Raw genomic sequence first — 22,569 nt, forward strand, 5'->3', positions numbered from 1 at the left:
CGGTACCACCGGCATTACCGCTACGCCGCCAACGGCAACCTGGCCCTCCTCAGCGACAGTCGCCACGGCCAGCGCCGTTATGACTACGATCTGCGAGACCGGCTGCTCGGCGTGCGCCATCCCCACGGCGAACCCCCGGAACACTTCAGCCACGACCCGGCCGGCAACCTGCTGATGCAGGACCGCCCCGGCCCGGCCCGCGTCCAGGGCAACCGCCTGCGGATGCACGGCGACCGCCATTACGACTACGACGCCTATGGCAACCTGATCCGCGAACGCCGCGGCAAGGCCCAGTGCCTCGTCAGCGAATACCGCTACGACTGCCAGCACCGGCTGATCGGCATGACCCGCCCCGACGGCCGTGGCGCCAGCTACCGCTACGACGCCTTCGGCCGGCGCATCGCGAAAACCGTCGACGGGCAGAGCACCGAATTCTTCTGGCAAGGCGACCAGCTGATCGCCGAACGCGGCAGCAGCCACTACCGCAGCTACGTCTACGAACCCGGCAGCTGCCGCCCGCTGGCCCTGCTCGACGGCGAAGGCCCACGGAATGCCTGCCCGTTCTACTACCAACTCGACCACCTCGGCACCCCGCAGGAACTCACCGCCTACAGCGGCGAAATCGTCTGGTCGGCGCAATACCACGCCTACGGCAAACTCGCCCGGCTCAAGCAAGACAGCGAAGAACAGCTTGAGCAACCGCTGCGCTTCCAGGGCCAATACTGCGACGCCGAGAGCGGCCTGCACTACAACCGCCATCGCTACTACACTCCGGACAACGGCCGCTACCTGACCCCGGACCCGAGCAAACTCGCCGGTGGGCTGAACGCCTACCAATACACCCCGAACCCGACGGGCTGGGTGGATCCGTTGGGGTTGAGTACCTGCCCGGGCGGGGAGGGGTGCAAGCCGGCGACGGGGGCGGAAGACCCGGCGGTTAAGGCTCGGGTGAATGAGGGTGAGCCTCCGCTGCCGAAGATGAATGCTGATAAGCGGCGGGCGAGGATAGAAGTTCTTAAAGAGGAAGTGGCCAAGCGTTGGGTTGGACGGCTAGAAGAAAAGTACGATATGCATACGATCGGTAAGCATAGTGTTGAGGTCCCAGATGCCGTCATTCGGCAGCGTGCGATAGACGGTACGGATCCCATAACTAAAATTCCTCATAAAGAAAAAAGAGGGAACTTGAGCTCGCAATATAAAAGCTGGAATTTACATATGCATACGTTAAATGATGATATGACAAGAGTCGTTCGAGGGCTTCCGCAGTTTACCGGAAAAGATGTCAATGGATATTGGGTGGTTCGTAGGGAGAATGAAAGTGTTGGACGAGGTTACAAGCCGAATAAAAAAGACAAAGAAAGCCCTCTTTTTATCGAAGATATGCATGGTTCAGAAACAAAGTTTAGTAAAGGACGAACTCAAAAGCCTTTCACATCGCATCCGGTGATAATTAAATGATTAAGGATCCAGTTTTAGATATGCCATATGCGCCTACGGTGAGGGAAATTATCGGTGATTTTGATATCTATGATCGGGAGCATACTCTTGGTCTAGAACTCGAAAAGTACAACGTTAATATTTCTGCTGATAGAAGAGTACTCACGAAAAAATATATCGTAGAGAGCTACGATTATTTGAGTTATAGGCATAAATTTTTACTGGTTGCTGTCCTTGAGGCTGCACTGCAAGACGAATCATATGATTTTCAGGCATTGCTAGAGCATGACTGCGAAAGCACCAACCGATTTCCGGATTACTGGGATGTGATGGAAAATCCCCGAGCGTTTTTTGAGGATATTTACAGTGTGCTGAGTGATGAGTGGAAAGACGAATTGCTAAAAGCCAGCCTCGAAGATCAGTCGACTTGGTGAGCAGAATGATGGAAAGGAGAGTGGCGTGAACGGTGCCTGCTACCTGAGCTGATTGAAACGGTTGATTTCTGCTGGTGCGAGGCCTGACCGGATTAAAAGGTGGTTATTAATGGTTAAAGATCCTTTTTTAAATGAGCCATATTTGGATCGTTCCCACGCTCTGCGTGGGAATGCCTCACTGGACGCTCCGCGTCCGCTTCGGCAGTGACGCAGAGCGTCACGGGCTGCATTCCCACGCAGAGCGTGGGAACGATCATAAGTAACGAAGATACCTGGATTGCTCCTGTCTAAATCCGCGAGCACATTTTCCCAGACTCGACCCACGATCATTTTCACGCGCTCGATCGCGGGCAAGCCTCGCTCCTACATTTGATTGCGTTCCCTTGTAGGAGCGAGGCTTGCCCGCGAAGGCGGTCTGTCAGGCGACTAAAATTCTGGGCGAACTCGTCGGAGATTTCCTGCGAGTTGTGGTGGTTTGTGTGAACTGGCGCGCAATGAGCTCCATGGATAGTCTTTGGCTGTCACTGTGCATTCAGTGGCAGGGTGTAGGAACCCTTCAAAACTATCAGAGACGCGTAAGCGTCGACGCCTGATTTGCGGCCGTTACTGTGTGTCCGTAAGATCAGTTGCGGCGGCTGTGCGCGGGCACGCTTCGGCGTGGTCGAGTTTCTCTGGTACTCGGTATTCCTACCCCGCGTATAGCTGCCACCCAAGCCTGTAGGAAGGCCGATGGTAGCTCCCATACTTACCAGAGGTCTCAAAATGAAAACACTTACCCCCGATCCACCCCTTTCAACCTCGACCACTCAAACGTCCAATCGCTACATGGCCCTCACCAGCAACGATTGCGATATCCCGGCTCTGTTTGTCGACACTCAAGCTCCCCTCGATGTGTTGCTGGAGGCTGCCGATTACCGCATTCGGGCTGTTACTCAGGTGATGGAGAGCCTGGCGATGCGCGAGGAGATTCATAGCGATGCGGTGATCCTGCATGACTTTGCGCGGTTGTGCGCCATTGCGTTGCGCGATGGGTGTGATTTGCTGGATGTGATCGGGCGGCGGTTGCAGGCGCAGGTTTCGAAATAACGCTGATGATCGTTCCCACGCTCCCGCGTGGGAATGCCTCACTGGACGCTCTGCGTCCGCTCTTGTGACGCGGAGCGTCACGGGCTGCATTCCCACGCAGAGCGTGGGAACGATCGGAAGATCGCAGGCTTTGCCAGCTGCTACAGGTTAACGGCGCCTGTCCGCTTGGCTGTGAACCCCTGACGTCCCGCGCTGTACAAGGTAAACTTCGTCTCCTGCGCAGGAGCAACCATGAACTATCGCCACGCCTTCCACGCCGGCAACCACGCCGACGTCTTCAAACACTTGACCTTGACCCGCCTCATTGCCTTGATGTCGCGCAAGGAGCAACCGTTTGCCTATCTCGATACTCACGCCGGGATTGGTCTGTATGACCTCAAGGGCGACGAGGCCAGCCGCACCGGCGAGTATCTGGAAGGTATCGCCCGGTTGTGGAACGAGCCGGATCTGCCGCTGCTGACCGCTGATTACATGCAGGCGCTGCATGAGATGAACCCGGATGGCGAGTTACGCTATTACCCGGGCTCGCCGGAGCTGGCGCGACGTTTGACCCGTGCTCAGGATCGGGTGTTGCTCAACGAGAAGCATCCGGAAGACGGGCGTTTGCTCAAGGACAACATGAAGGGTGATCGCCGCGTTGCGGTGCACCTGGGCGAAGGCTGGCACGTGCCGCGGGCGTTGTTGCCGGTGGCGGAGAAGCGGGCGTTGATGTTGATCGATCCGCCGTTCGAACAGCTCGATGAGATGCAGCGCTGTGCAGCGTCGTTGAAAGAGGCGATTGGCCGGATGCGTCAGACGGTGGCGGCGATCTGGTATCCGGTGAAGGATCAACGGATGTTGCGTCGGTTCTATCAGGACCTGGCGGGCACCGGTGCACCGAAGCTGTTGCGGGTGGAGTTGCTGGTGCATCCACTGGATACGCCCAATAGCCTGAACGGCTCCGGGCTGGCGATTGCCAATCCGCCGTGGGGGCTGGAGGAGGAGTTGCGTGAGTTGCTGCCATGGCTGTCGAAGAAGCTGGGGCAGACTCAGGGTGGCTGGCAGATGGATTGGTTGATTTCGGAGTAATCAGCAGTAAGCAGATTGAAGATCAAAAGATCGCAGCCTGCGGCAGCTCCTACAGGGATTTCGATACACCCGTAGGAGTTGGCGCAGCCTGCGATCTTTTTGCTTCACCCGATCAAATCGGGCAAGTCACGCCTGTGCCGCCGATCCCGCAGTAACCCTCAGGGTTCTTTGCCAGATATTGCTGGTGATAAGCCTCGGCGAAGAAGAACGTCGGCGCTTCTTCGATTTCGGTGGTGATGGTGCCTTTGCCAGCCTTGGTCAGTTCGGTCTGGAAGACTTGCTCGCTGTGCTTGGCGGCGGCCAACTGAGTCGGGTTGGTGGCGTAGATCACCGAGCGGTACTGGGTACCGATGTCGTTGCCCTGGCGCATGCCCTGGGTCGGGTTGTGCAGTTCCCAGAACATCTTCAGCAGCTCTTCGTAGCTGACTTTTGCCGGCTCGTAGACCACCAGTACCACTTCGCTGTGGCCGGTCAGGCCGGAGCAGACTTCTTCATACGTCGGGTTCGGCGTAAAACCGCCGGCGTAACCCACCGCCGTACTGACCACGCCTTCGCGCTGCCAGAACTTGCGCTCAGCGCCCCAGAAGCAGCCCAGGCCGAAGATCGCGAAATCCACGTCGGTGACGAACGGGCCCAGCAACGGGGCGTCGTGGACGAAGTGTTTTTCCGGCACGGTCATCGGGGTTTCGCGGCCAGGCAGAGCTTGTTCTTTGGTTGGGAGCACGTTTTTGTTCACCAGAATTTCCGAGCGCAAGACCATGATCAGTCCTCTCAGTCAGATTGAGTTAACAGTAAGAAGTCAGACTGACAGTTTGCCCGAGTGTTACAGCGCTGTCAGGCGATTGGGCCACGCGGGTAGCGTTTAAGCTTTTCGATCAGCTCAGAGCCCGGGATCGGTCGGTCGAACAGGTAACCCTGGCCGACGTCGCAGCGGTGGCGGCGCAGGAACGCCAACTGCTCGGAGGTCTCGATGCCTTCGGCGACCACTTTGAGTTTCAGGTTGTGGGCCATGGCGATCACCGCGGAGGTGATTTCCATGTCGTCTTGGTTATCCGGGATTTCATGAATGAAGCTGCGATCGATCTTGATGATGTCGATCGGGAATTTTTTCAGGTAGCTCAGGGATGAATAACCGGTGCCAAAGTCGTCCATGGCCAGGGTCAGGCCCAGGCGTTTCAGTTGGTCGAGCTGCAAGTGAGTGTCTTCAGTAGCTTCCAGCAGCAGGCCTTCGGTCAGTTCCAGCTCCAGCAGGGAGGCGGGCAGCTGTTCTTCCTTGAGGATGCCGGCGATGGACGCCACCAGGTCCGGGTCGGAAAACTGCTTGGGCGACAGGTTGATCGCCACTTGCAGATCGCCCAGGCCGGCGGCGCTCAGTTGCTTGCTCATGCAACAGGCCTGACGGGCGACCCATTTACCAATGGGAATGATCAGCCCGGTTTCTTCGGCGACGCTGATGAACTGGTCCGGGCGGATCATGCCCTTTTCCGGATGGTTCCAGCGCAGCAAGGCTTCCATCCCCAGTAAACGGCCACTGCGCAGGCAGAGCTTGGGCTGATAGAACACTTCCAGCTCGTTCTGGGTCAGGGCGCGGCGCAGGTTGTTTTCGACGAAAAGTTTGTAGCTGGCTTCGGCGTTCAGCGCTTCGGTGAACACTTGAACCTGATGCTTGCCGTTGGCTTTGGCCTTGTGCAAAGCGAGCCCGGCGTTGCGCATCAGGGTTTGCGGGTCGCGGCCATGCAGCGGCGCGCAGGCCAGGCCCACGGAGCCGGTGACGCTGATCAACTGGTTGTCGACGAACATCGGCTTGTCCAGTGTCATCAGCAACTGGCTGGCGACTTGCTGGCCGGCCTCAAGGTCGGTGTCGTCGAGCAGCACGGCGAATTCGTTACTGGCGAAACGCGCCAGGCTGCCGCTCGGGCTCAGGCTGTTACGCAGCCGTCGGGCGAGGCTGATCAGCAGTTTGTCACCGGTCTGGTGGCCGAGGCTGTCGTTGATCCGCTTGAAATTGTCGATGTCCACCAGCAGCAGGCTGATCGGGGTGTCGCTGTCGCGGGCAAAGCGCTCGTCGAGGTTGCGGATGAACGCCGGGCGGTTGCCCAGGTTGGTCAGGTTGTCGGTGTAGGCCAGGCGCTCGATGCGCTGTTGGGCGAGCTTGTTCTGGGTGATGTCTTCGTAGATGCCGATGTAATGCGTCAGCTCTCGATTGTCACCGTAGACCTTGGATATCGACAGCTGGCCCCAGTAGGGTTCGAGGTTTTTACGCCGGCTCTTGAACTCGCCCTGCCAGCTGTTGCTCTTGGCCAGGCTCGACGGTGCGTCGAACAGCAATTCGCTGAGGTTTTCCAGTGCCGGCAGTTCCGACAGCTTGTGGCCGTGGACTTCTTCGGTGCTGTACTGGGTGATCGCGGTAAAACTCGGGTTGACGTATTCCACCACGCCTTCGCAATTGACCAGCAGAAAGGCGTTGGCGCTTTGCTCGACGGCCCTCTGGAACAGGTGCAGGGCGCTGGTGGCGGTGCGTCGGTTGTGGTTGTTGATGACCTGGGCGAACTGATCGGCCAACTCGCCGGCGAAGGCAATCTCATCCGACTGCCAGGCGCGGGTCATGCCGGTCTGCTCAAGGCAGAGCACGCCGACTACCTGGCCGTCGACACGAATGCTGGCGTCGAGCAAGGCGTGGACGTTGCGCGGCCGCAGGCTCTCGGCCATTTCCCGGGTGCGTGAATCGTGCATGACGTTATGGGCGTCGATCGCCCGGCTGGTGTGCAGGGCTTCCAGATAGCCGGGGAAACCGCTCGCATCGATGACGTCTGGCATCCGGTATTCCCGGGAGCCTCGGTTGTACGCAGAAATCGGCACCAGATGCTGGTCTACGAGATTCCAGATGCTTGCACTATCGACCTCGTAGATGTCGCAGGCGCTGCGGGTGATCAATTCGGCGGCTTCTTGCAGGGAATTGTTGGTGCTGTAGCGCTGGCGAGCCAGGAGCAGAATCAGGTCCTGCTGGGCACGAACCCGCTCCAGGTGCTGGAGCTGTTCCTGCTGCGCTCGCTGGTTGAGTTCCAGGGCAATCTGCAGGCGGGTGTTCTGAGTCTCCAGATCCAGCACTGGCTGTTGCGGGTCGTCGTTGAACAGGCCCCCGACCACCAGCAGGTAGCCGCGTAGCAGGTGCCGATTGTGTTGTTTGTAGGCCTCACCCAGTTCCAGCAGGCTCAAAGGCCCTTGGCTGGTGTGCAGCGTATAGCGGATCAGGTAATGCGGGCTTGCGGTCAATTGCTGCTGAATCGCGTCATGCAGTTGATAGCGCGCTTCAGGCTCCATCAGGCTGGCATAGGGCGAACCCACGAGTGCGCAGAGCTCGACGGCAGCCAGACCGAATTGACGTTCGCAATTGGGATCAAGGAACAGCAGCGCCCAGCTAGCCTCATTCAGCCGCTCGAAACGCAGCATGCCGAGCCGCGAGGGCACAGGCAACTGCGTCACTACCTCGGCCACCATACGGCTGGTGGCATCGGGTTGGCTTTTCATGGGGAAACTCGCTTCGAAAATGCTGATCGCGCCGGGCTCGCGCCCTCTTTACTGTTGCCTGCGGCAAGGTTGCATCATGCGGCACAGACTGACAAGTGAGATGAAGGCTAAGTGCTATAAGAATGTGTCGGCACGGTGGAGGATTTCTGCAGGTGACACGCAAACTGATGTTCATGGGACAGCGTACACCTGCCCCATAGACACAGCGCCTTGGGTATCAGCGCAGGGCAATACCCACTGATTGCAGGAGGGTGCCTTGTTTGTCGTAGTAATCGACGTTGATGCGCTCGGTATCGATGGTCATGCGCGCGAAATTGTCCTGGCTGACCACGGGGCTGGTGAGTTTCTGGTGATAGCTGCCGTGGCCAAGGCCGGCGAGCGGTTGGTCCAGGATGAAGCTGACGGCGTTGGCATAGGGCAGCAGCTTGCTGTTGCACAGCGGTGAGGAAACGATGGTGTGGACCATGAAGTCCGGGTCTTCGCAGTGGGTCAGTTGGCTGGTCAGCGAGCCGTGTACATCGCCGGCGATAAAGATCACATTCTTGACCTTGTTGCTGCGGATGGATTCAAGGATCCGGTCGCGCTGCGCCGGGAAAGATTTCCAGGCATCACCGTCATCGTTCTTGCGGTCCGGGTAGAACATGACGCTGCTGACCACCAACTTGACCCTCGCGTTGCTGGTGACAAGCCAGTCGAGCAGCGCGTGTTCCTGTTCACTGTCGAGAATGCGTCGGTCTTCTTTGGCAAGAGTGCGCCGGGTCCGGGTATCCAGCACGAACCATTCAATATCTCCATGAGCGAACTGATACCAGTAGTGAGGAATACTGCGCTCCAGCTGCCCTGAAGGCAAAAGCGCGTGGGCCGGGCTGTGGCTGCACTGGTAGAGCTCATAGGCGCGGATGGCACTGTTGAACAGCGCCTGGTCACCGCTGCTGGCCCTGGCCGGCCAGTTATCCTCGATTTCATGATCATCCAGAATCATGTATGTCGGCACATGGGCCATCAGCTGGTGGATATGCGGCTGAGAGAATGCCGTCCGGTACTTGTGCAGAATGTCTTCGTATTCGCGGTCCGGCGCGACGATATTCAGATCATCGACGTACACCTGATCCCCTGTCATCAGCATCCCGTCGACCGGGGTCCTGGAGTCTCGTACCAAAGCGTTGATCGCTGCAAATATACCGTCACCCAGTTCGGGATCTGAGGGTATGCCTAACGTCATGCGCAAGTAACGGCAGGAGCCAAGGATATAGGAACGTGGCAGGGCCTTATCGTTCGAACAGGTGTTAAACGTATAAATACGCTCTGGCCATCGCAGCGCAAGATCGTGGACGGTTTCCACGGTTTCACCCCTGTCAGCCGTGGTGAACCAGCCCGCCTGATACTCGTATCGGGTATCCGCTTCCAGCCCTTTGAGTACAACGATGCCCGTCATATCGTGCAGCTTGTCCAGCAAGACGAAAGCGCCTTGCGACCATGCCTGCTCTCCCGCCCGGCGATGGCGAATACCGCCGAAGGTCAGAGGCGCTCGACTATAAATGGCACGCAGCAATATGCGCGAATGATGGGCAGTGGTATGGCCAATGATCGGGCCAACGCTGGGTTTGATCATTCTCGAGTCCTGTCGAAAAAAGCTTTTAATAAATAGTTATTGCCAGCGCAGTAAAGGGTTGGGTTTTGTATCGATAGGGTTAACGACACGAGGGGGGCAGGTTGTTCAAGTCGCGAGCTTTAGCGTGTGGTTTTTGGGGACGTATGAAGTCCGTAGCTCGGTAACGTGCTGTAGGCGAGAAGTTGTCAGGCTCGTCAGAACATTCGACTTTGATCGGGAAGGGCTGGAGATCAATCCAGACAAAAAAGCTCAGGCAAAAAAAGCCCCGCCAAATTGGCGGGGTTGAGGTACGAGCGTGGCGCTCGGAAACAGTGCTGAGCCGGCTCTCCCATGACAGAAGAGCCGGTTTGAGGCTTACAGCAGGATGGTGCGGATGTCGCCCAACAGGTCGCTCAGACGCTTGGTGAAGCGTGCAGCAGCGGCGCCGTTGATCACACGGTGATCATAGGACAGCGACAGTGGCAGCATCAGTTTCGGCTGGAAGGCTTTACCGTCCCAGACCGGCTGGATGGTTGCCTTGGAAACACCGAGGATCGCGACTTCCGGCGCGTTGACGATCGGCGTGAAGCCGGTGCCGCCAATGTGCCCGAGGCTGGAGATGGTAAAGCAAGCACCCTGCATGTCGTCAGCCGAGAGCTTCTTGGTCCGGGCTTTCTCCGCCAGTACGGCAGCTTCGGCAGCCAGTTGCAGCAAGCTCTTCTTGTCGACGTCCTTGATGACCGGTACCAGCAGGCCATCTGGAGTGTCGACGGCGAAGCCGATATTGACGTACTTCTTGCGGATGATCGCTTTGCCGCTTGGCGCCAGCGAACTGTTGAAGTCCGGCAGTTCCTTGAGCAGGTGCGCGCAGGACTTGAGCAGCAGTGGCAGCACGGTCAGCTTGACGCCGGCCTTTTCTGCGACGGCTTTCTGAGCAACACGGAACGCTTCCAGCTCGGTGATATCCGCCTGGTCAAACTGGGTCACGTGCGGAATGTTCAGCCAGCTGCGATGCAGGCTCGACGCGCCGATTTGCATCAGGCGAGTCATCGGCACTTCTTCGATTTCGCCGAAACGGCTGAAGTCGACCACCGGAACCGGAGGAATGCCCGCGCCGCCAGTTGCGCCGCCAGCAGCTGGTGCTTGCTTGGCCTTCTGCATCATGGCTTTGACGTAAACCTGCACGTCTTCTTTCAGCACACGGCCGTGCGGGCCGCTTGGGCTGACTGCACCCAGCTCGACGCCGAATTCACGGGCCAGTTGGCGCACCGCAGGACCTGCGTGAACCTTGGCGCCAGGCTTGGCCGGGGCAGCAGCAGGTGCAGCAACAGGAGTGGCGGCAACAGGTGCAGCTGCCGCTTGCGCAGGAGCGCTCGGTGCCGCAGCGGCAGGCGCAGGAGCAGCAGCGGGAGCGGCGCCTTTGACTTTCAGTTTGAGGATCAGGTCGCCGGTACCGACTTCGTCGTCCAGCTTGATGGAAACGCTTTCCACCACGCCAGCGGCAGGCGATGGAATTTCCATGCTCGCCTTGTCGGATTCCAGGGTGATCAGCGACTGATCGGCCTCAACGGTGTCGCCGGCCTTGACCAGGACTTCGATGATCTTGGCCTTGCCTGACGAACCGATGTCCGGGACGTGAATGTCCTGGACGCTGTCAGCTACCGGTGCAGCTGGGGCCGCGGCGGCTGGCGCTGGAGCAGCGGCGGCCGGCGCAGCAGCCTGAGCTGGCACGGCAGCAGCCGGTGCCGCAGCACCCGCCACTTTCAGGGCCAGAATCAGGTCGCCAGTGCCGACTTCGTCGTTGAGCTTGACGCTGATGCTTTCGACCACGCCAGCGGCGGGCGAAGGGATTTCCATGCTGGCCTTGTCGGATTCCAGGGTGATCAGTGATTGATCAGCCTCGACGGTGTCGCCGACCTTGACCTGGATCTCAATGATCTGGGCCTTGCCCGACGAACCGATGTCCGGCACGTGCACTTGCTGAGTGGTTGCAGCCGCTGGAGCAGCAGCCGCTGCAGGAGCAGGAGCGGCAGCCGGTTTTTCTTCGGCCTTGGCAGCAGGCGCGGCAGCCGCTGGCGCCGCCGCGGCACCTTCGACTTCCAGTTCCATCAGCTCGTCGCCTTCTTTCAGGCGATCGCCCAGCTTCACTTTCAGGCTCTTGATGACACCGGCCTTGGGGGCCGGAATCTCCATGCTCGCCTTGTCCGACTCAAGTGTCAGCAGGCTCTGGTCAGCTTCGATGCGATCACCGACCTTGACCATCAGTTCAATTACTTCACCTTCACCGCTGCCGATGTCAGGTACGCGAATGAGTTCGCTCACAGAAAATCTCCTCAGCAGTCCAGTGGGTTGCGTTTTTCCGGGTTGATACCGAACTTGGCGATGGCTTCAGCCACCACTTTAGGTTCGATGTCGCCACGGTCAGCCAAGGCTTCCAGGGCTGCCAACACCACGAAATGACGGTCGACTTCGAAGAAGTGACGCAGCTTCTTGCGGCTGTCACTGCGGCCGAAACCGTCGGTGCCCAGGACTTTGAATTCCTTGGACGGGACCCACTGACGAATTTGCTCAGCAAACAGTTTCATGTAGTCGGTCGAGGCAATGACCGGACCTTGACGGCCGTTCAGGCACTCTTCGACGTAGCTCAGCTGAGGCTTCTGACCTGGGTGCAGACGGTTGCTGCGTTCCACGGCCAGGCCGTTGCGACGCAGTTCGTTGAAGCTGGTTACGCTCCACACGTCAGCGCCGACGTTGAACTCTTCACGCAAAATCTTCGCCGCTTCACGGACTTCACGCAGGATGGTGCCGGAGCCCATCAGCTGTACGTGGTGCGCCGCTTCGCGGGTGTCTTCCTCGAGCAGGTACATGCCCTTGATGATGCCTTCCTCGACACCGGCCGGCATGGCTGGCTGGGTGTAGGCTTCGTTCATCACGGTGATGTAGTAGAAAACGTCCTGCTGCTCTTCGGTCATCTTCTTCATGCCGTCCTGGATGATCACCGCCAGCTCGTAGCCGTAGGTTGGATCAAAGGTGCGGCAGTTCGGGATGGTCGCAGCCAGCATGTGGCTGTGACCGTCTTCGTGTTGCAGGCCTTCGCCGTTGAGCGTGGTACGGCCGGCGGTGCCACCGATCAGGAAGCCACGGGTACGGCTGTCGCCAGCGGCCCAGGCCAGGTCACCGATACGCTGGAAGCCGAACATCGAGTAGAAGATGTAGAACGGCAGCATTGGCTGGTTGTGGCTGCTGTACGAAGTACCGGCGGCAATGAAGGAGCTCATGGCGCCCGCTTCGTTGATGCCTTCCTCGAGAATCTGACCTTTCTTGTCTTCGCGGTAGAACATCACCTGGTCTTTATCGACTGGCTCGTAGAGCTGGCCGACGGAGGAGTAGATGCCCAGCTGACGGAACATGCCTTCCATACCAAAGGTACGGGCTTCGTCCGGGATGATCGGCACGATGCGCGGACCGATTTCCTTGTCCTTGACCAGCTGCGAAAGAATCCGCACGAAGGCCATGGTGGTAGAGATTTCGCGGTCGCCGGAACCGTCCAGGATAGCCTTGAGGGTGTCCAGTGGCGGAGTCGGAATGCTGAAGCTCTTGGCGCGACGCTGAGGCACGAAACCGCCCAGTGCGGTGCGACGCTCGCTCAGGTAACGGGCTTCGGCGCTGCCTTCTTCCGGTTTGAAGAACGGCAGGTTTTCGAGTTCGTTGTCTTTGACCGGAATGTCGAAACGATCGCGGAACAGCTTCAGGCTCTCGACATCGACCTTCTTGGTGTTGTGCGCGGTGTTTTTCGCTTCGCCGGCACCGGTGCCATAACCCTTGATGGTCTTGGCCAGGATGACGGTCGGTTGTTCTTTGTGGTTGACCGCTTCGTGGTACGCCGCGTACACCTTGTACGGGTCGTGGCCGCCACGGTTGAGTTTCCAGATCTCGTCGTCGGACAGGTCTTCAACCATCGCCTTGAGTTCCGGCGAGTTGAAGAAGTGTTCACGCACGAACGCGCCGTCTTTGGCTTTGTAGTTCTGGTACTCGCCGTCGATGACTTCGTCCATCCGGCGTTGCAGGATGCCGTCGACGTCTTTGGCCAGCAGCGGGTCCCAGAAACGGCCCCAGATGACCTTGTTGACGTTCCACTGAGCACCGCGGAACACGCCTTCGAGTTCCTGGATGATCTTGCCGTTGCCGCGAACCGGGCCGTCGAGACGCTGCAGGTTGCAGTTAATAACGAAGATCAGGTTGTCCAGCTTCTCGCGGCCAGCCAGCGAGATGGCACCCAGGGATTCCGGCTCGTCACACTCGCCGTCGCCCAGGAAGCACCAGACTTTTTGCTTGCCTTCAGGGATGAAGCCACGGGCTTCCAGGTACTTCATGAAGCGTGCCTGGTAGATCGCCTGGATCGGGCCCAGACCCATGGATACCGTCGGGAATTGCCAGAAGTCAGGCATCAGCCAAGGGTGCGGGTAGGACGACAAGCCGTGACCGTCGACTTCCTGGCGGAAGTTGTCCATCTGGTCTTCGGTGATGCGGCCTTCCATGAACGCACGGGCGTAAACGCCTGGCGAAGTGTGACCCTGGAAGTAGATCAGGTCGCCGCCATGTTCGTCGGTCGGGGCCTGGAAGAAGTAGTTGAAGCCGATGTCATACAGGGTTGCGCTGGAGGCGAAGCTGGAGATGTGACCGCCCAGGTCAGAATCTTTCAGGTTCGTGCGCATCACCATGGCCATCGCGTTCCAGCGTACCAACGAGCGAATGCGGCGTTCCATGAACAGGTCGCCAGGCATGCGTGCTTCGTGGGTAACAGGGATCGTGTTGCGGTACGGCGTGGTGATGGCGTAGGGCAGTTGCGAGCCGCTGCGGGTCGCGAGTTCGCCCATACGGGTCATCAGATAGTGAGCACGGTCTTCGCCTTCTTTGTCGAGAACCGATTCCAGGGCGTCCAGCCATTCCTGGGTTTCGACGGGATCGAGGTCTTGCATGGCTTGCTCCAGGGCGGAAAGGCTTCCAGAATCGGTTGCCTGAGTTTGCGACTGGCCTTGTGGGCAGACGACATAAATTCTTGGATTACCGGAAGGTTGCTCCGGTGTTGTGTAGTTTTACTACAAATCGTCGGCCATTTCAGCCTTTCGAATGTATATACCAGTAGTAAAACTACAGAAGATCGACCGATAAGCGGCTTATGACTGGTGAGCATAATCGTTATTGTTGGTCTTTATCGAACAAGAAAAGGTAGAAGCTTGATGTTAACTGCCAAGAAAATTGTTTTTTCAGCTATTTCTAACTTTTGTTCGACAGTCCTTCACGTAGCGTGTTTCTTGAAATCACTACAATCGGACTTTCATACGCCGATCAAGGATAGACCATGAGCCTGCCTGCGCTGGCCGAACTGCCGGCCATTCTCCTGCCATTGGTCAGTCGTGCCGAGCAGTCGTTACGCACTGCCGTCGCCGCTCTGGATGATGATCATGGTTTGTCCTCATGGTCGCCTGAGCGCTGGGCGGCATTTGCCCGCGTGACTGCGTCCAGCGACTTTGTCATTGAACAGAGCCTGCGTGACCCTTTGATGTTGCTCGAGCTGGTGCGCTCTGGCGAACTGGACCGCAGCTTTGCCCCCGGCGAGTTGTGCGGCCAGATCGCTGCCGCCGTGCAACTGGCACACAGCGACGATGAGCTCGGTCGTGCCCTGCGTCGTCAGCGTGCCCGGCACCAGGTGCGGATCATATGGCGCGATCTGAACCGCCAGGCGGATCTGGTGCAAACCTGTCGCGATCTGTCGGACCTGGCTGACGCCAGCATCGATCAGGCCTATCAATGGCTGTATCTGCGCCATTGCCAACAGTTTGGCACGCCGACCGGTCGACGCAGTGGCGAGCCGCAACAGATGGTCATCCTTGGTATGGGCAAGCTCGGCGCCGTGGAGCTCAACCTTTCTTCTGATATCGATTTGATCTTCGCCTACCCCGAAGGCGGCGAGACGGTCGGCGTGAAGCGCGCGCTGGATAATCAGGAGTTCTTTATTCGTCTTGGTCAGCGGCTGATCAAGGCGCTGGACCCGATGACCGTTGACGGTTTCGTATTCCGTGTCGATATGCGCCTGCGTCCGTACGGTTCGTCCGGCGCTCTGGTGCTGAGCTTCAACGCGCTGGAGCAGTACTACCAGGATCAGGGCCGCGACTGGGAACGCTACGCGATGATCAAGGCGCGGGTGGTGGCCGGGGATCAGGTCGCCGGTGCGCAATTGCTCGACATGTTGCGACCATTCGTTTATCGGCGTTACCTGGACTTCTCCGCGATCGAAGCGCTGCGCACCATGAAGCAGCTGATTCAGCAGGAAGTCCGGCGCAAAGGCATGGCCGAGAACATCAAGCTGGGTTCCGGCGGGATTCGCGAGGTCGAGTTTATCGCCCAGGCGTTCCAGTTGATTCACGGTGGCCGCGACCTGAGCTTGCAGCAGCGTCCGCTATTAAAAGTACTGAGTACCCTGGAAGGACAGGGTTATTTGCCGCCTGCGGTCATCAGCGAGTTGCGCGAAGGCTATGAATTCCTGCGTTACACCGAGCATGCGATCCAGGCGATTGCCGACCGTCAGACGCAAATGCTCCCGGACGGAGAGCGCGATCAGGCGCGAATCGCCTTCATGCTCGGCTTTGCCAACTGGACGGCGTTCCATGAACAACTTATGTATTGGCGTGGCCGGGTCGATTGGCACTTCCGCCAGGTGATCGCCGACCCTGATGAAGAAGAGGGTGACGAAAGCCAAGTGGTGGTCGGTGGTGAGTGGCTACCGCTCTGGGAAGAAGCTCAGGACGAAGACGCCGCTTGCCGGCAATTGGAGGAAGGCGGTTTCGTCGATGCACCGAAAGCGTTGAAAGCTCTGGCCGCTCTGCGCGGTAGCCCGCAATTGCGCGCCATGCAGCGCCTCGGTCGTGAGCGGCTCGATGCATTTATTCCGCGCTTGCTGGCTCAGGCCGTGGAGCATGCCAGTCCGGATCTGGTGCTGGAGCGGGTGTTGCCGCTAGTCGAAGCGGTGGCGCGGCGTTCTGCCTATCTGGTGCTGCTCACGGAAAACCCGGGAGCCTTGCGCCGACTGCTGACCTTATGCGCGGCCAGTCCATGGATCGCTGAACAGATCACCCGCTTCCCGCTGTTACTCGACGAGTTGCTCAACGAGGGTCGTTTGTTCAAGCCGCCCCTGGCGCCGGAACTGGCCGCCGAATTGCGCGAACGGCTGACGCGAATCCCTGAAGATGATCTCGAACAACAGATGGAAGCCTTGCGTCACTTCAAGCTGGCTCACCGCCTGCGGGTGGCTGCGTCGGAAATCGCCGGCAGCTTGCCGCTGATGAAAGTCAGCGACTACCTGACCTGGCTGGCCGAAGCGATTCTCGAACAAGTGCTGGCGCTGGCCTGGCGTCAGACTGTGAGCAAATATGGTTCGCCGCAGCGCGCGGATGGCACCTTGTGCGATCCGGGCTTCATTATTGTGGGTTACGGGAAAGTCGGTGGCCTGGAACTCGGACATGGTTCCGACCTGGACCTGGTGTTTATCCATGACGGCGACCCGCAAGCGGAAACCGACGGTGCCAAGCCCATCGATGGTGCGCAGTTCTTCACCCGACTGGGCCAGCGGATCATCCATTTGCTGACTACCCAGACCAACTCGGGCCAGCTGTATGAGGTGGATATGCGCCTGCGACCGTCCGGCGCTTCGGGGCTGCTGGTCAGTTCGCTTGGCGCTTTCGAGCGTTATCAGCAGAATGAAGCCTGGACCTGGGAACATCAGGCGTTGGTGCGGGCGCGGGTGTTGGTCGGTTGCAAGCAGGTCGGGGCGGCGTTCGAGAAAGTCCGGGCGCAGGTGCTGGGGCGCAAGCGTGATTTGCCCAGGCTGCGTCAGGAAGTCAGCGAGATGCGCGCCAAGATGCGCGAGAATCTGGGGAGTAAAGCCACAGCAGCCGGAACCGCGGCAAATGCCTTTCAGGACTCCTCGCCCTTCGATCTCAAGCAGGACGCCGGAGGTATCGTCGATATTGAATTTATGGTGCAATACGCGGCTTTGGCGTGGTCCGAAGCGCACCCGTCGCTGCTGCGCTATACCGACAATATCCGCATTCTTGAAGGGTTGGAGGAGGTCGGGCTGATGCCTGCCACTGATGCCAGTCTGTTGCGCGAGGCCTATAAGGCCTACCGTGCGGCCGCTCACCGTCAGGCTTTGCAGAATGAGGCCGGGGTGATCGGCGGTGATCAATTCGAGGCCGAACGGCGGGAAGTACTGCGGATTTGGGCCGAACTGGGGTTGAGCTAGCACTGAGTAAAGCTATAGAACGTATCCGCGGGCCGCTGATGGCTCGTCCTGTTTGCCCGGTTGCTACGCTTTCGGGCAGGATTGCTGAGGAGCTGAATCATGTCGATGGCCGATCGTGATGGCGTTATCTGGTATGACGGAAAGCTGGTGCCGTGGCGAGACGCCACCACCCATGTGCTGACCCATACCCTGCATTACGGCATGGGTGTGTTCGAAGGCGTGCGCGCCTACGAAACGCCACAAGGCACGGCGATCTTTCGCTTGGAGGCGCACACCGATCGTCTGTTCGACTCGGCCCACATCATGGGCATGAAGATCCCGTTTTCCAAAGACGAAATTAATGAAGCGACGCGTGTCGCGGTGCTCGAGAACAAACTCGACAGCGCTTACATCCGCCCGATGGTGTTCTACGGGTCGGAGGCGATGGGGCTGCGCGCCACCGGTTTGAAAGTTCACGTGATCATTGCACCCTGGGGTTGGGGCGCTTACATGGGCGAAGAAGCGCTGCGCGCCGGCATCAAGGTTCGTACCAGTTCCTTCACCCGGCACCACGTGAACATTTCCATGACCCGCGCCAAGGCCAACGGGCATTACATCAACTCGATGCTGGCATTGCAGGAAGCCTTGTCCGGCGGTGCCGACGAAGCCTTGTTGCTGGACCCGGAAGGTTTCGTCGCCGAAGGCTCGGGCGAGAACGTGTTTCTGGTCAAGGATGGCGTGCTTTACACCCCGGACGTCACGGCCTGCCTGAACGGCATTACCCGCAGTACGGTCCTGACCCTGGCCAGTGAGCTGGGGATCAGGTTTGTCGAAAAACGTATTACCCGCGATGAGGTGTACATCGCCGACGAGGCGTTTTTCACCGGTACCGCCGCGGAAGTGACACCGATCCGCGAAGTCGATGGCCGCAGTATTGGCATTGGCAGTCGGGGCCCGGTAACCGAGAAATTGCAAAAGGCTTACTTCGATCTGGTCAGCGGCAAAACGTCCGCCCATGCCGAGTGGCGTACACTGGTCAAATAAAGCCTGGATAAATAAGACGGGGAGGCAGCCGGTTCAACTGGTCATGCCTCCCTGCTCGTTTGTGGATAACTATGAAAATTCTGATCGTTGGGCCCAGTTGGGTCGGTGACATGGTGATGGCGCAGACACTGTTCCAGTGTCTGAAACAGCGCCATCCGCAGTGCGAGATCGACGTTCTGGCTCCCGAGTGGAGCCGGCCGATCCTTGAGCGCATGCCCCAGGTGCGGCAGGCCTTGAGCTTTCCGCTCGGCCACGGCGTGCTCGAACTGGCGACCCGCCGACGCATCGGCAAATCATTGGCCGGTCAATACGATCAGGCGATTTTGCTGCCCAACTCGCTGAAATCGGCGCTGGTGCCGTTTTTCGCCGGCATCCCGAAACGCACCGGCTGGCGTGGCGAGTTCCGCTATGGCCTGCTCAACGATGTGCGCACGCTCGACAAAGAGCGTTACCCGCTGATGATCGAGCGCTTTATGGCCCTGGCCGTTGATTCCGGTGCCGAGTTGCCTCGACCGTATCCGCGTCCCTCCCTGCAAATCGACCACGCCACTCGCGACGCTGCGCTGACCAGGTTCGGCCTGGAGCTGGACCGTCCGGTGCTGGCGCTGTGCCCGGGCGCAGAGTTTGGTGAGTCCAAGCGCTGGCCGTCCGAGCATTACGCGAAGGTCGCCGAGTTGAAGATACGCGAGGGCTGGCAAGTCTGGCTGTTCGGTTCGAAGAACGATCACGCGGTCGGCGAAGACATTCGCGCGCGGTTGATTCCTGGCCTGCGTGAGGAGACGGTGAATCTCAGTGGCGGCACCTCTCTGGCCGAGGCCATCGACTTGCTGTCATGCGCGGATGCGGTGGTGTCCAACGATTCCGGGTTGATGCACGTAGCGGCTGCGTTGAACCGGCCGCTGGTGGCGGTCTACGGCTCGACGTCACCGGATTTCACCCCGCCGCTGGCGGAGAAGGTCGAGATTGTCCGGCTGGGTATCGAATGCAGCCCATGCTTTGATCGCACCTGCCGTTTTGGCCATTACAATTGTTTGCGTCAGCTCATGCCGCAACCGGTGGTCGATGCCTTGCAGCGGTTGCAGGGCTCTGTGGTCGAGGTTCAGTAAGTTGCGGGTACTGTTGATCAAGACGTCCTCCCTGGGCGATGTGATTCATGCTTTGCCGGCATTGACCGACGCGGCGCGGGCGATTCCGGGGATCACATTCGACTGGGTGGTGGAAGAAGGCTTTGCCGAGATTCCAACCTGGCACCCGGCCGTTGGCAAAGTGATTCCGGTGGCGATCCGTCGCTGGCGCAAGAACATCTGGCAGACCATCAAAAGTGGCGAATGGCGGCGCTTCAAGCAAAGCATTCGCGCGACTGAATATGACCTGGTGATTGACGCTCAAGGCTTGCTGAAAAGCGCCTGGCTGACTCGGTACGTCAAGGCTCCGGTGGCCGGACTTGATCGCCAGTCGGCCCGCGAACCCTTGGCTGCGCGTTTCTATTCGCGGCGTCTGGCGGTGGCTCGAGGGCAGCATGCGGTAGAACGCGTGCGTCAGTTGTTCGCGGTGGCGCTGGGTTATGACCTGCCCAAAGGTCTCGGCGACTATGGCCTGAACATCGAGAAGCTGGTTGAGCTGCCGCGCAAAAACCCATTTGTACTATTTCTGCACGGCACCACGTGGGATACCAAGCACTGGCCCGAAGCCTATTGGCGTGAGCTCGCCGAGCGCATGGGGCAGTTGGGCGTCGAGGTGAAACTGCCGTGGGGCAACCCGGCCGAAAAGGCCCGGGCTGAACGTATTGCCAGTGGTCTGAAGAACGCCGAAGTATTGCCAAAACTGAATCTGGCCGGTGTGGCCAGGGTCTTGGCCGGCGCGCAGGCGTGCGTCGCAGTGGATACCGGCCTCGGGCATCTGGCGGCGGCGCTGGATGTGCCGACACTCTCGTTGTTCGGTCCCACCAATCCGGGCCTGAGCGGCGCCTATGGCAAGAGCCAGATTCATCTGGCGAGCGACTTCCCAAGCTGCGCGCCTTGCCTGCAAAAGAAATGCACCTACCAGCCGACTGCCCAGGACCAGCAGCGGTTTGACCTCAAACGCGAGTGGCCGCTGTGCTTCACTCGTCTGAATCCCGAGCGTGTCGCGAGCCGATTAAGCACGTTGTTACTGGCTGAGGAGCTACGCTGATGCAACTGGCTTTTGTCCTTTATAAATATTTCCCGTTTGGTGGTTTGCAGCGCGATTTCATGCGTATCGCCCTGGAATGCCAGCAGCGCGGGCATCAGATTCGCGTCTACACGCTGATCTGGGAAGGCGATATCCCGCCGGGTTTCGAAGTGCTGGTGGCGCCAGTCAAGGCGATCTTCAACCATCGGCGCAACGAAAAACTCAGCGCCTGGATGGAGGCTGATCTGGCCAAGCGTCCGGTGGACCGCTTGATCGGTTTCAACAAGATGCCTGGGCTGGACGTGTACTACGCCGCCGACGGCTGCTACGAGGACAAGGCGCAGACCCTGCGCAATTCGTTCTATCGCCGTTGGGGTCGTTACCGGCATTTCGCCGAGTATGAGCGCGCGGTATTCGCTAAAGACGCCAAAACCGAAGTCCTGATGATTTCCGAAGTCCAGCAGCCGCTGTTCATCAAGCATTACGACACGCCTTTGCAGCGCTTCCACCTGTTGCCGCCGGGCATCACTCAGGATCGTCGTGCACCGGCCAATGCGGCCGAGATTCGCGCCCAATTCCGCAAGGAATTCAAACTGACCGACGATGACCTGTTGTTGGTGCAGATCGGCTCTGGTTTCAAAACCAAGGGCGTGGATCGCAGTCTCAAGGCGCTGGCGGCATTGCCTTCGGCGTTGAAGAAACGCACCCGGCTGTTTGTAATTGGCCAGGACGACCCCAAAGTATTCCAATTGCAGAGCGCGGCACTGGGCTTGAGTGATCAGGTACAGTTCCTCAAGGGGCGCAGCGATATTCCACGTTTTCTGCTCGGTGCCGATCTGTTGATCCACCCGGCGTACAACGAAAACACCGGTACGGTCTTGCTCGAAGCATTGGTCGCAGGGTTGCCGGTGCTGGTCAGTGCGGTCTGCGGTTACGCTCATTACATCGCCGAGGCCGAAAGCGGTCTGGTGCTGGACGAGCCGTTCGAACAGGCGCAACTCACTGAGTACCTGAGCACCATGTTGAGCGACGATGCAGCACGCACGGCCTGGGGCCGTAATGGTCTGGCTTTCGCCGAGACGGCCGACCTCTATAGCATGCCGCAGCACGCTGCGGATGTGATTCTGGCGGAGCAACACTGATGAAGTTGATTCTTGCCGAACCGTTCAAGGCCCTTTGGGCCGGGCGCGACGCGTTCGCTGAGGTCGAGGGGCTCAGCGGTCAGGTTTACCGTGAGCTGGAGGCGCGCCGTACCTTGCGTACGGAAATCGCCGGGCGCGGTTACTTTGTGAAAATCCACCGTGGTATCGGTTGGGGCGAAATCTTCAAGAATCTGCTCACCGCCAAACTGCCGGTACTCGGTGCCGGACAGGAATGGCGAGCGCTGGAACGCCTGCATGAAGTCGGCGTGCCGACCATGACCGCCGTCGCCTATGGCGAGCGCGGCAGCAACCCGGCGGATCAGCATTCGTTCATCGTCACCGAAGAGCTGGCGCCGACCGTCAGCCTCGAAGACTTCAGCATTGATTGGGTCAAGCAACCGCCAGAGCCCAGGCTCAAGCGCGCGCTGATCGCTGAGGTAGCGCGAATGACCGGCATGATGCATCGAGCCGGGGTCAACCACCGCGACTGCTATATCTGCCATTTCCTGCTGCACACCGATAAACCGGTAACTGCCGACGACTTGAAGCTCTCGGTGATTGACCTGCACCGCGCCCAGACCCGCCCGGAGATCACCCTGCGCTGGCGCAACAAGGATCTGGCGGCATTGTATTTCTCGGCGCTGGACATCGGTCTGACCCGCCGCGACAAGCTGCGTTTTCTCAAGGGCTACTTTCAGCAGCCGTTGCGGCAGATTCTGCGGGACGAAGCGCCATTGCTCGCGCGACTGGAAGGCAAGGCTGGCAAGCTTTACGAGCGTAAACAGCGGTACGGAGATGCTCTCTGAT

At 59.1% G+C, this 22,569-nt stretch carries 15 protein-coding genes; 10 read left to right on the top strand and 5 right to left on the bottom strand.

Going from position 1 to position 22,569, the window contains the following annotated elements:
• From AC07VR_RS29595 to AC07VR_RS29610, 4 genes are all read left to right on the top strand, one after another.
• Window positions 1-1,458: RHS repeat domain-containing protein (locus AC07VR_RS29595; protein WP_495013383.1), on the top strand; the 1,458-nt coding region annotated here is incomplete at its 5' end.
• Window positions 1,455-1,871, top strand: coding sequence for a hypothetical protein (locus AC07VR_RS29600; RefSeq protein ID WP_494995525.1), 417 nt, complete (start codon window positions 1,455-1,457; stop codon window positions 1,869-1,871). The genes AC07VR_RS29595 and AC07VR_RS29600, both read left to right, overlap by 4 nt.
• Window positions 1,872-2,633: 762 nt before the next feature.
• A complete protein-coding gene (locus AC07VR_RS29605; RefSeq protein WP_495013384.1) occupies window positions 2,634-2,957 on the top strand; it encodes a hypothetical protein in 324 nt (107 codons plus the stop codon).
• Window positions 2,958-3,188: 231 nt separating this feature from the next.
• Complete coding sequence (locus tag AC07VR_RS29610) at window positions 3,189-4,025, top strand: 23S rRNA (adenine(2030)-N(6))-methyltransferase RlmJ (RefSeq protein ID WP_495013385.1); 837 nt, start codon at window positions 3,189-3,191, stop codon at window positions 4,023-4,025.
• 112 nt (window positions 4,026-4,137) lie between these two features.
• Here AC07VR_RS29610 and msrA read toward each other — a convergent pair whose 3' ends face one another.
• The 5 genes from msrA to aceE form a co-directional block, all read right to left on the bottom strand.
• Entirely contained in the window at window positions 4,138-4,785 is a 648-nt protein-coding gene (gene msrA / locus AC07VR_RS29615) for a peptide-methionine (S)-S-oxide reductase MsrA (RefSeq protein WP_495013386.1), read from the bottom strand.
• A 74-nt stretch (window positions 4,786-4,859) separates the two neighbouring features.
• Complete coding sequence (locus AC07VR_RS29620) at window positions 4,860-7,553, bottom strand: sensor domain-containing phosphodiesterase (protein WP_494993379.1); 2,694 nt, start codon at window positions 7,551-7,553, stop codon at window positions 4,860-4,862.
• A 217-nt stretch (window positions 7,554-7,770) separates the two neighbouring features.
• Window positions 7,771-9,165 (bottom strand): alkaline phosphatase D family protein, encoded by a 1,395-nt coding sequence (locus AC07VR_RS29625; RefSeq protein ID WP_495013387.1) that lies wholly within the window; start codon window positions 9,163-9,165, stop codon window positions 7,771-7,773.
• 354 nt (window positions 9,166-9,519) lie between these two features.
• Window positions 9,520-11,466, bottom strand: a complete 1,947-nt coding sequence (aceF, locus tag AC07VR_RS29630; protein ID WP_495013388.1) for a dihydrolipoyllysine-residue acetyltransferase — start codon at window positions 11,464-11,466, stop codon at window positions 9,520-9,522.
• 11 nt (window positions 11,467-11,477) lie between these two features.
• The gene (gene aceE / locus AC07VR_RS29635) at window positions 11,478-14,123 is read right to left on the bottom strand and encodes a pyruvate dehydrogenase (acetyl-transferring), homodimeric type (protein ID WP_494993382.1); all 2,646 of its coding nucleotides are present in this window, start codon (window positions 14,121-14,123) and stop codon (window positions 11,478-11,480) included.
• 383 nt (window positions 14,124-14,506) lie between these two features.
• Here aceE and glnE point away from each other — a divergent pair, with 383 nt between their 5' ends.
• The 6 genes from glnE (at window position 14,507) to rfaP (ending at window position 22,568) form a co-directional block, all read left to right on the top strand.
• Entirely contained in the window at window positions 14,507-17,446 is a 2,940-nt protein-coding gene (gene glnE / locus AC07VR_RS29640) for a bifunctional [glutamate--ammonia ligase]-adenylyl-L-tyrosine phosphorylase/[glutamate--ammonia-ligase] adenylyltransferase (RefSeq protein ID WP_495013389.1), read from the top strand.
• Between the two features lie 99 nt (window positions 17,447-17,545).
• On the top strand, window positions 17,546-18,469 hold the full coding sequence (locus AC07VR_RS29645; RefSeq protein ID WP_495013390.1) for a branched-chain amino acid transaminase: 924 nt from the start codon (window positions 17,546-17,548) through the stop codon (window positions 18,467-18,469).
• Window positions 18,470-18,540: 71 nt separating this feature from the next.
• Window positions 18,541-19,575: a lipopolysaccharide heptosyltransferase II gene (gene waaF / locus AC07VR_RS29650; RefSeq protein ID WP_495013391.1), complete on the top strand. Its 1,035-nt coding sequence runs from the start codon at window positions 18,541-18,543 to the stop codon at window positions 19,573-19,575.
• 1 nt (window position 19,576) lies between these two features.
• A complete protein-coding gene (gene waaC, locus AC07VR_RS29655) occupies window positions 19,577-20,641 on the top strand; it encodes a lipopolysaccharide heptosyltransferase I (protein ID WP_494993386.1) in 1,065 nt (354 codons plus the stop codon).
• Window positions 20,641-21,762, top strand: a complete 1,122-nt coding sequence (locus AC07VR_RS29660) for a glycosyltransferase family 4 protein (protein WP_495013392.1) — start codon at window positions 20,641-20,643, stop codon at window positions 21,760-21,762. Before waaC ends, AC07VR_RS29660 begins: the two co-directional genes overlap by 1 nt.
• Window positions 21,762-22,568 (top strand): lipopolysaccharide core heptose(I) kinase RfaP, encoded by an 807-nt coding sequence (gene rfaP, locus AC07VR_RS29665; RefSeq protein ID WP_494993388.1) that lies wholly within the window; start codon window positions 21,762-21,764, stop codon window positions 22,566-22,568. Before AC07VR_RS29660 ends, rfaP begins: the two co-directional genes overlap by 1 nt.
• Window position 22,569: the final 1 nt, after the last annotated feature.

This window comes from Pseudomonas sp. GW821-FHT02H09, from assembly GCF_059421425.1.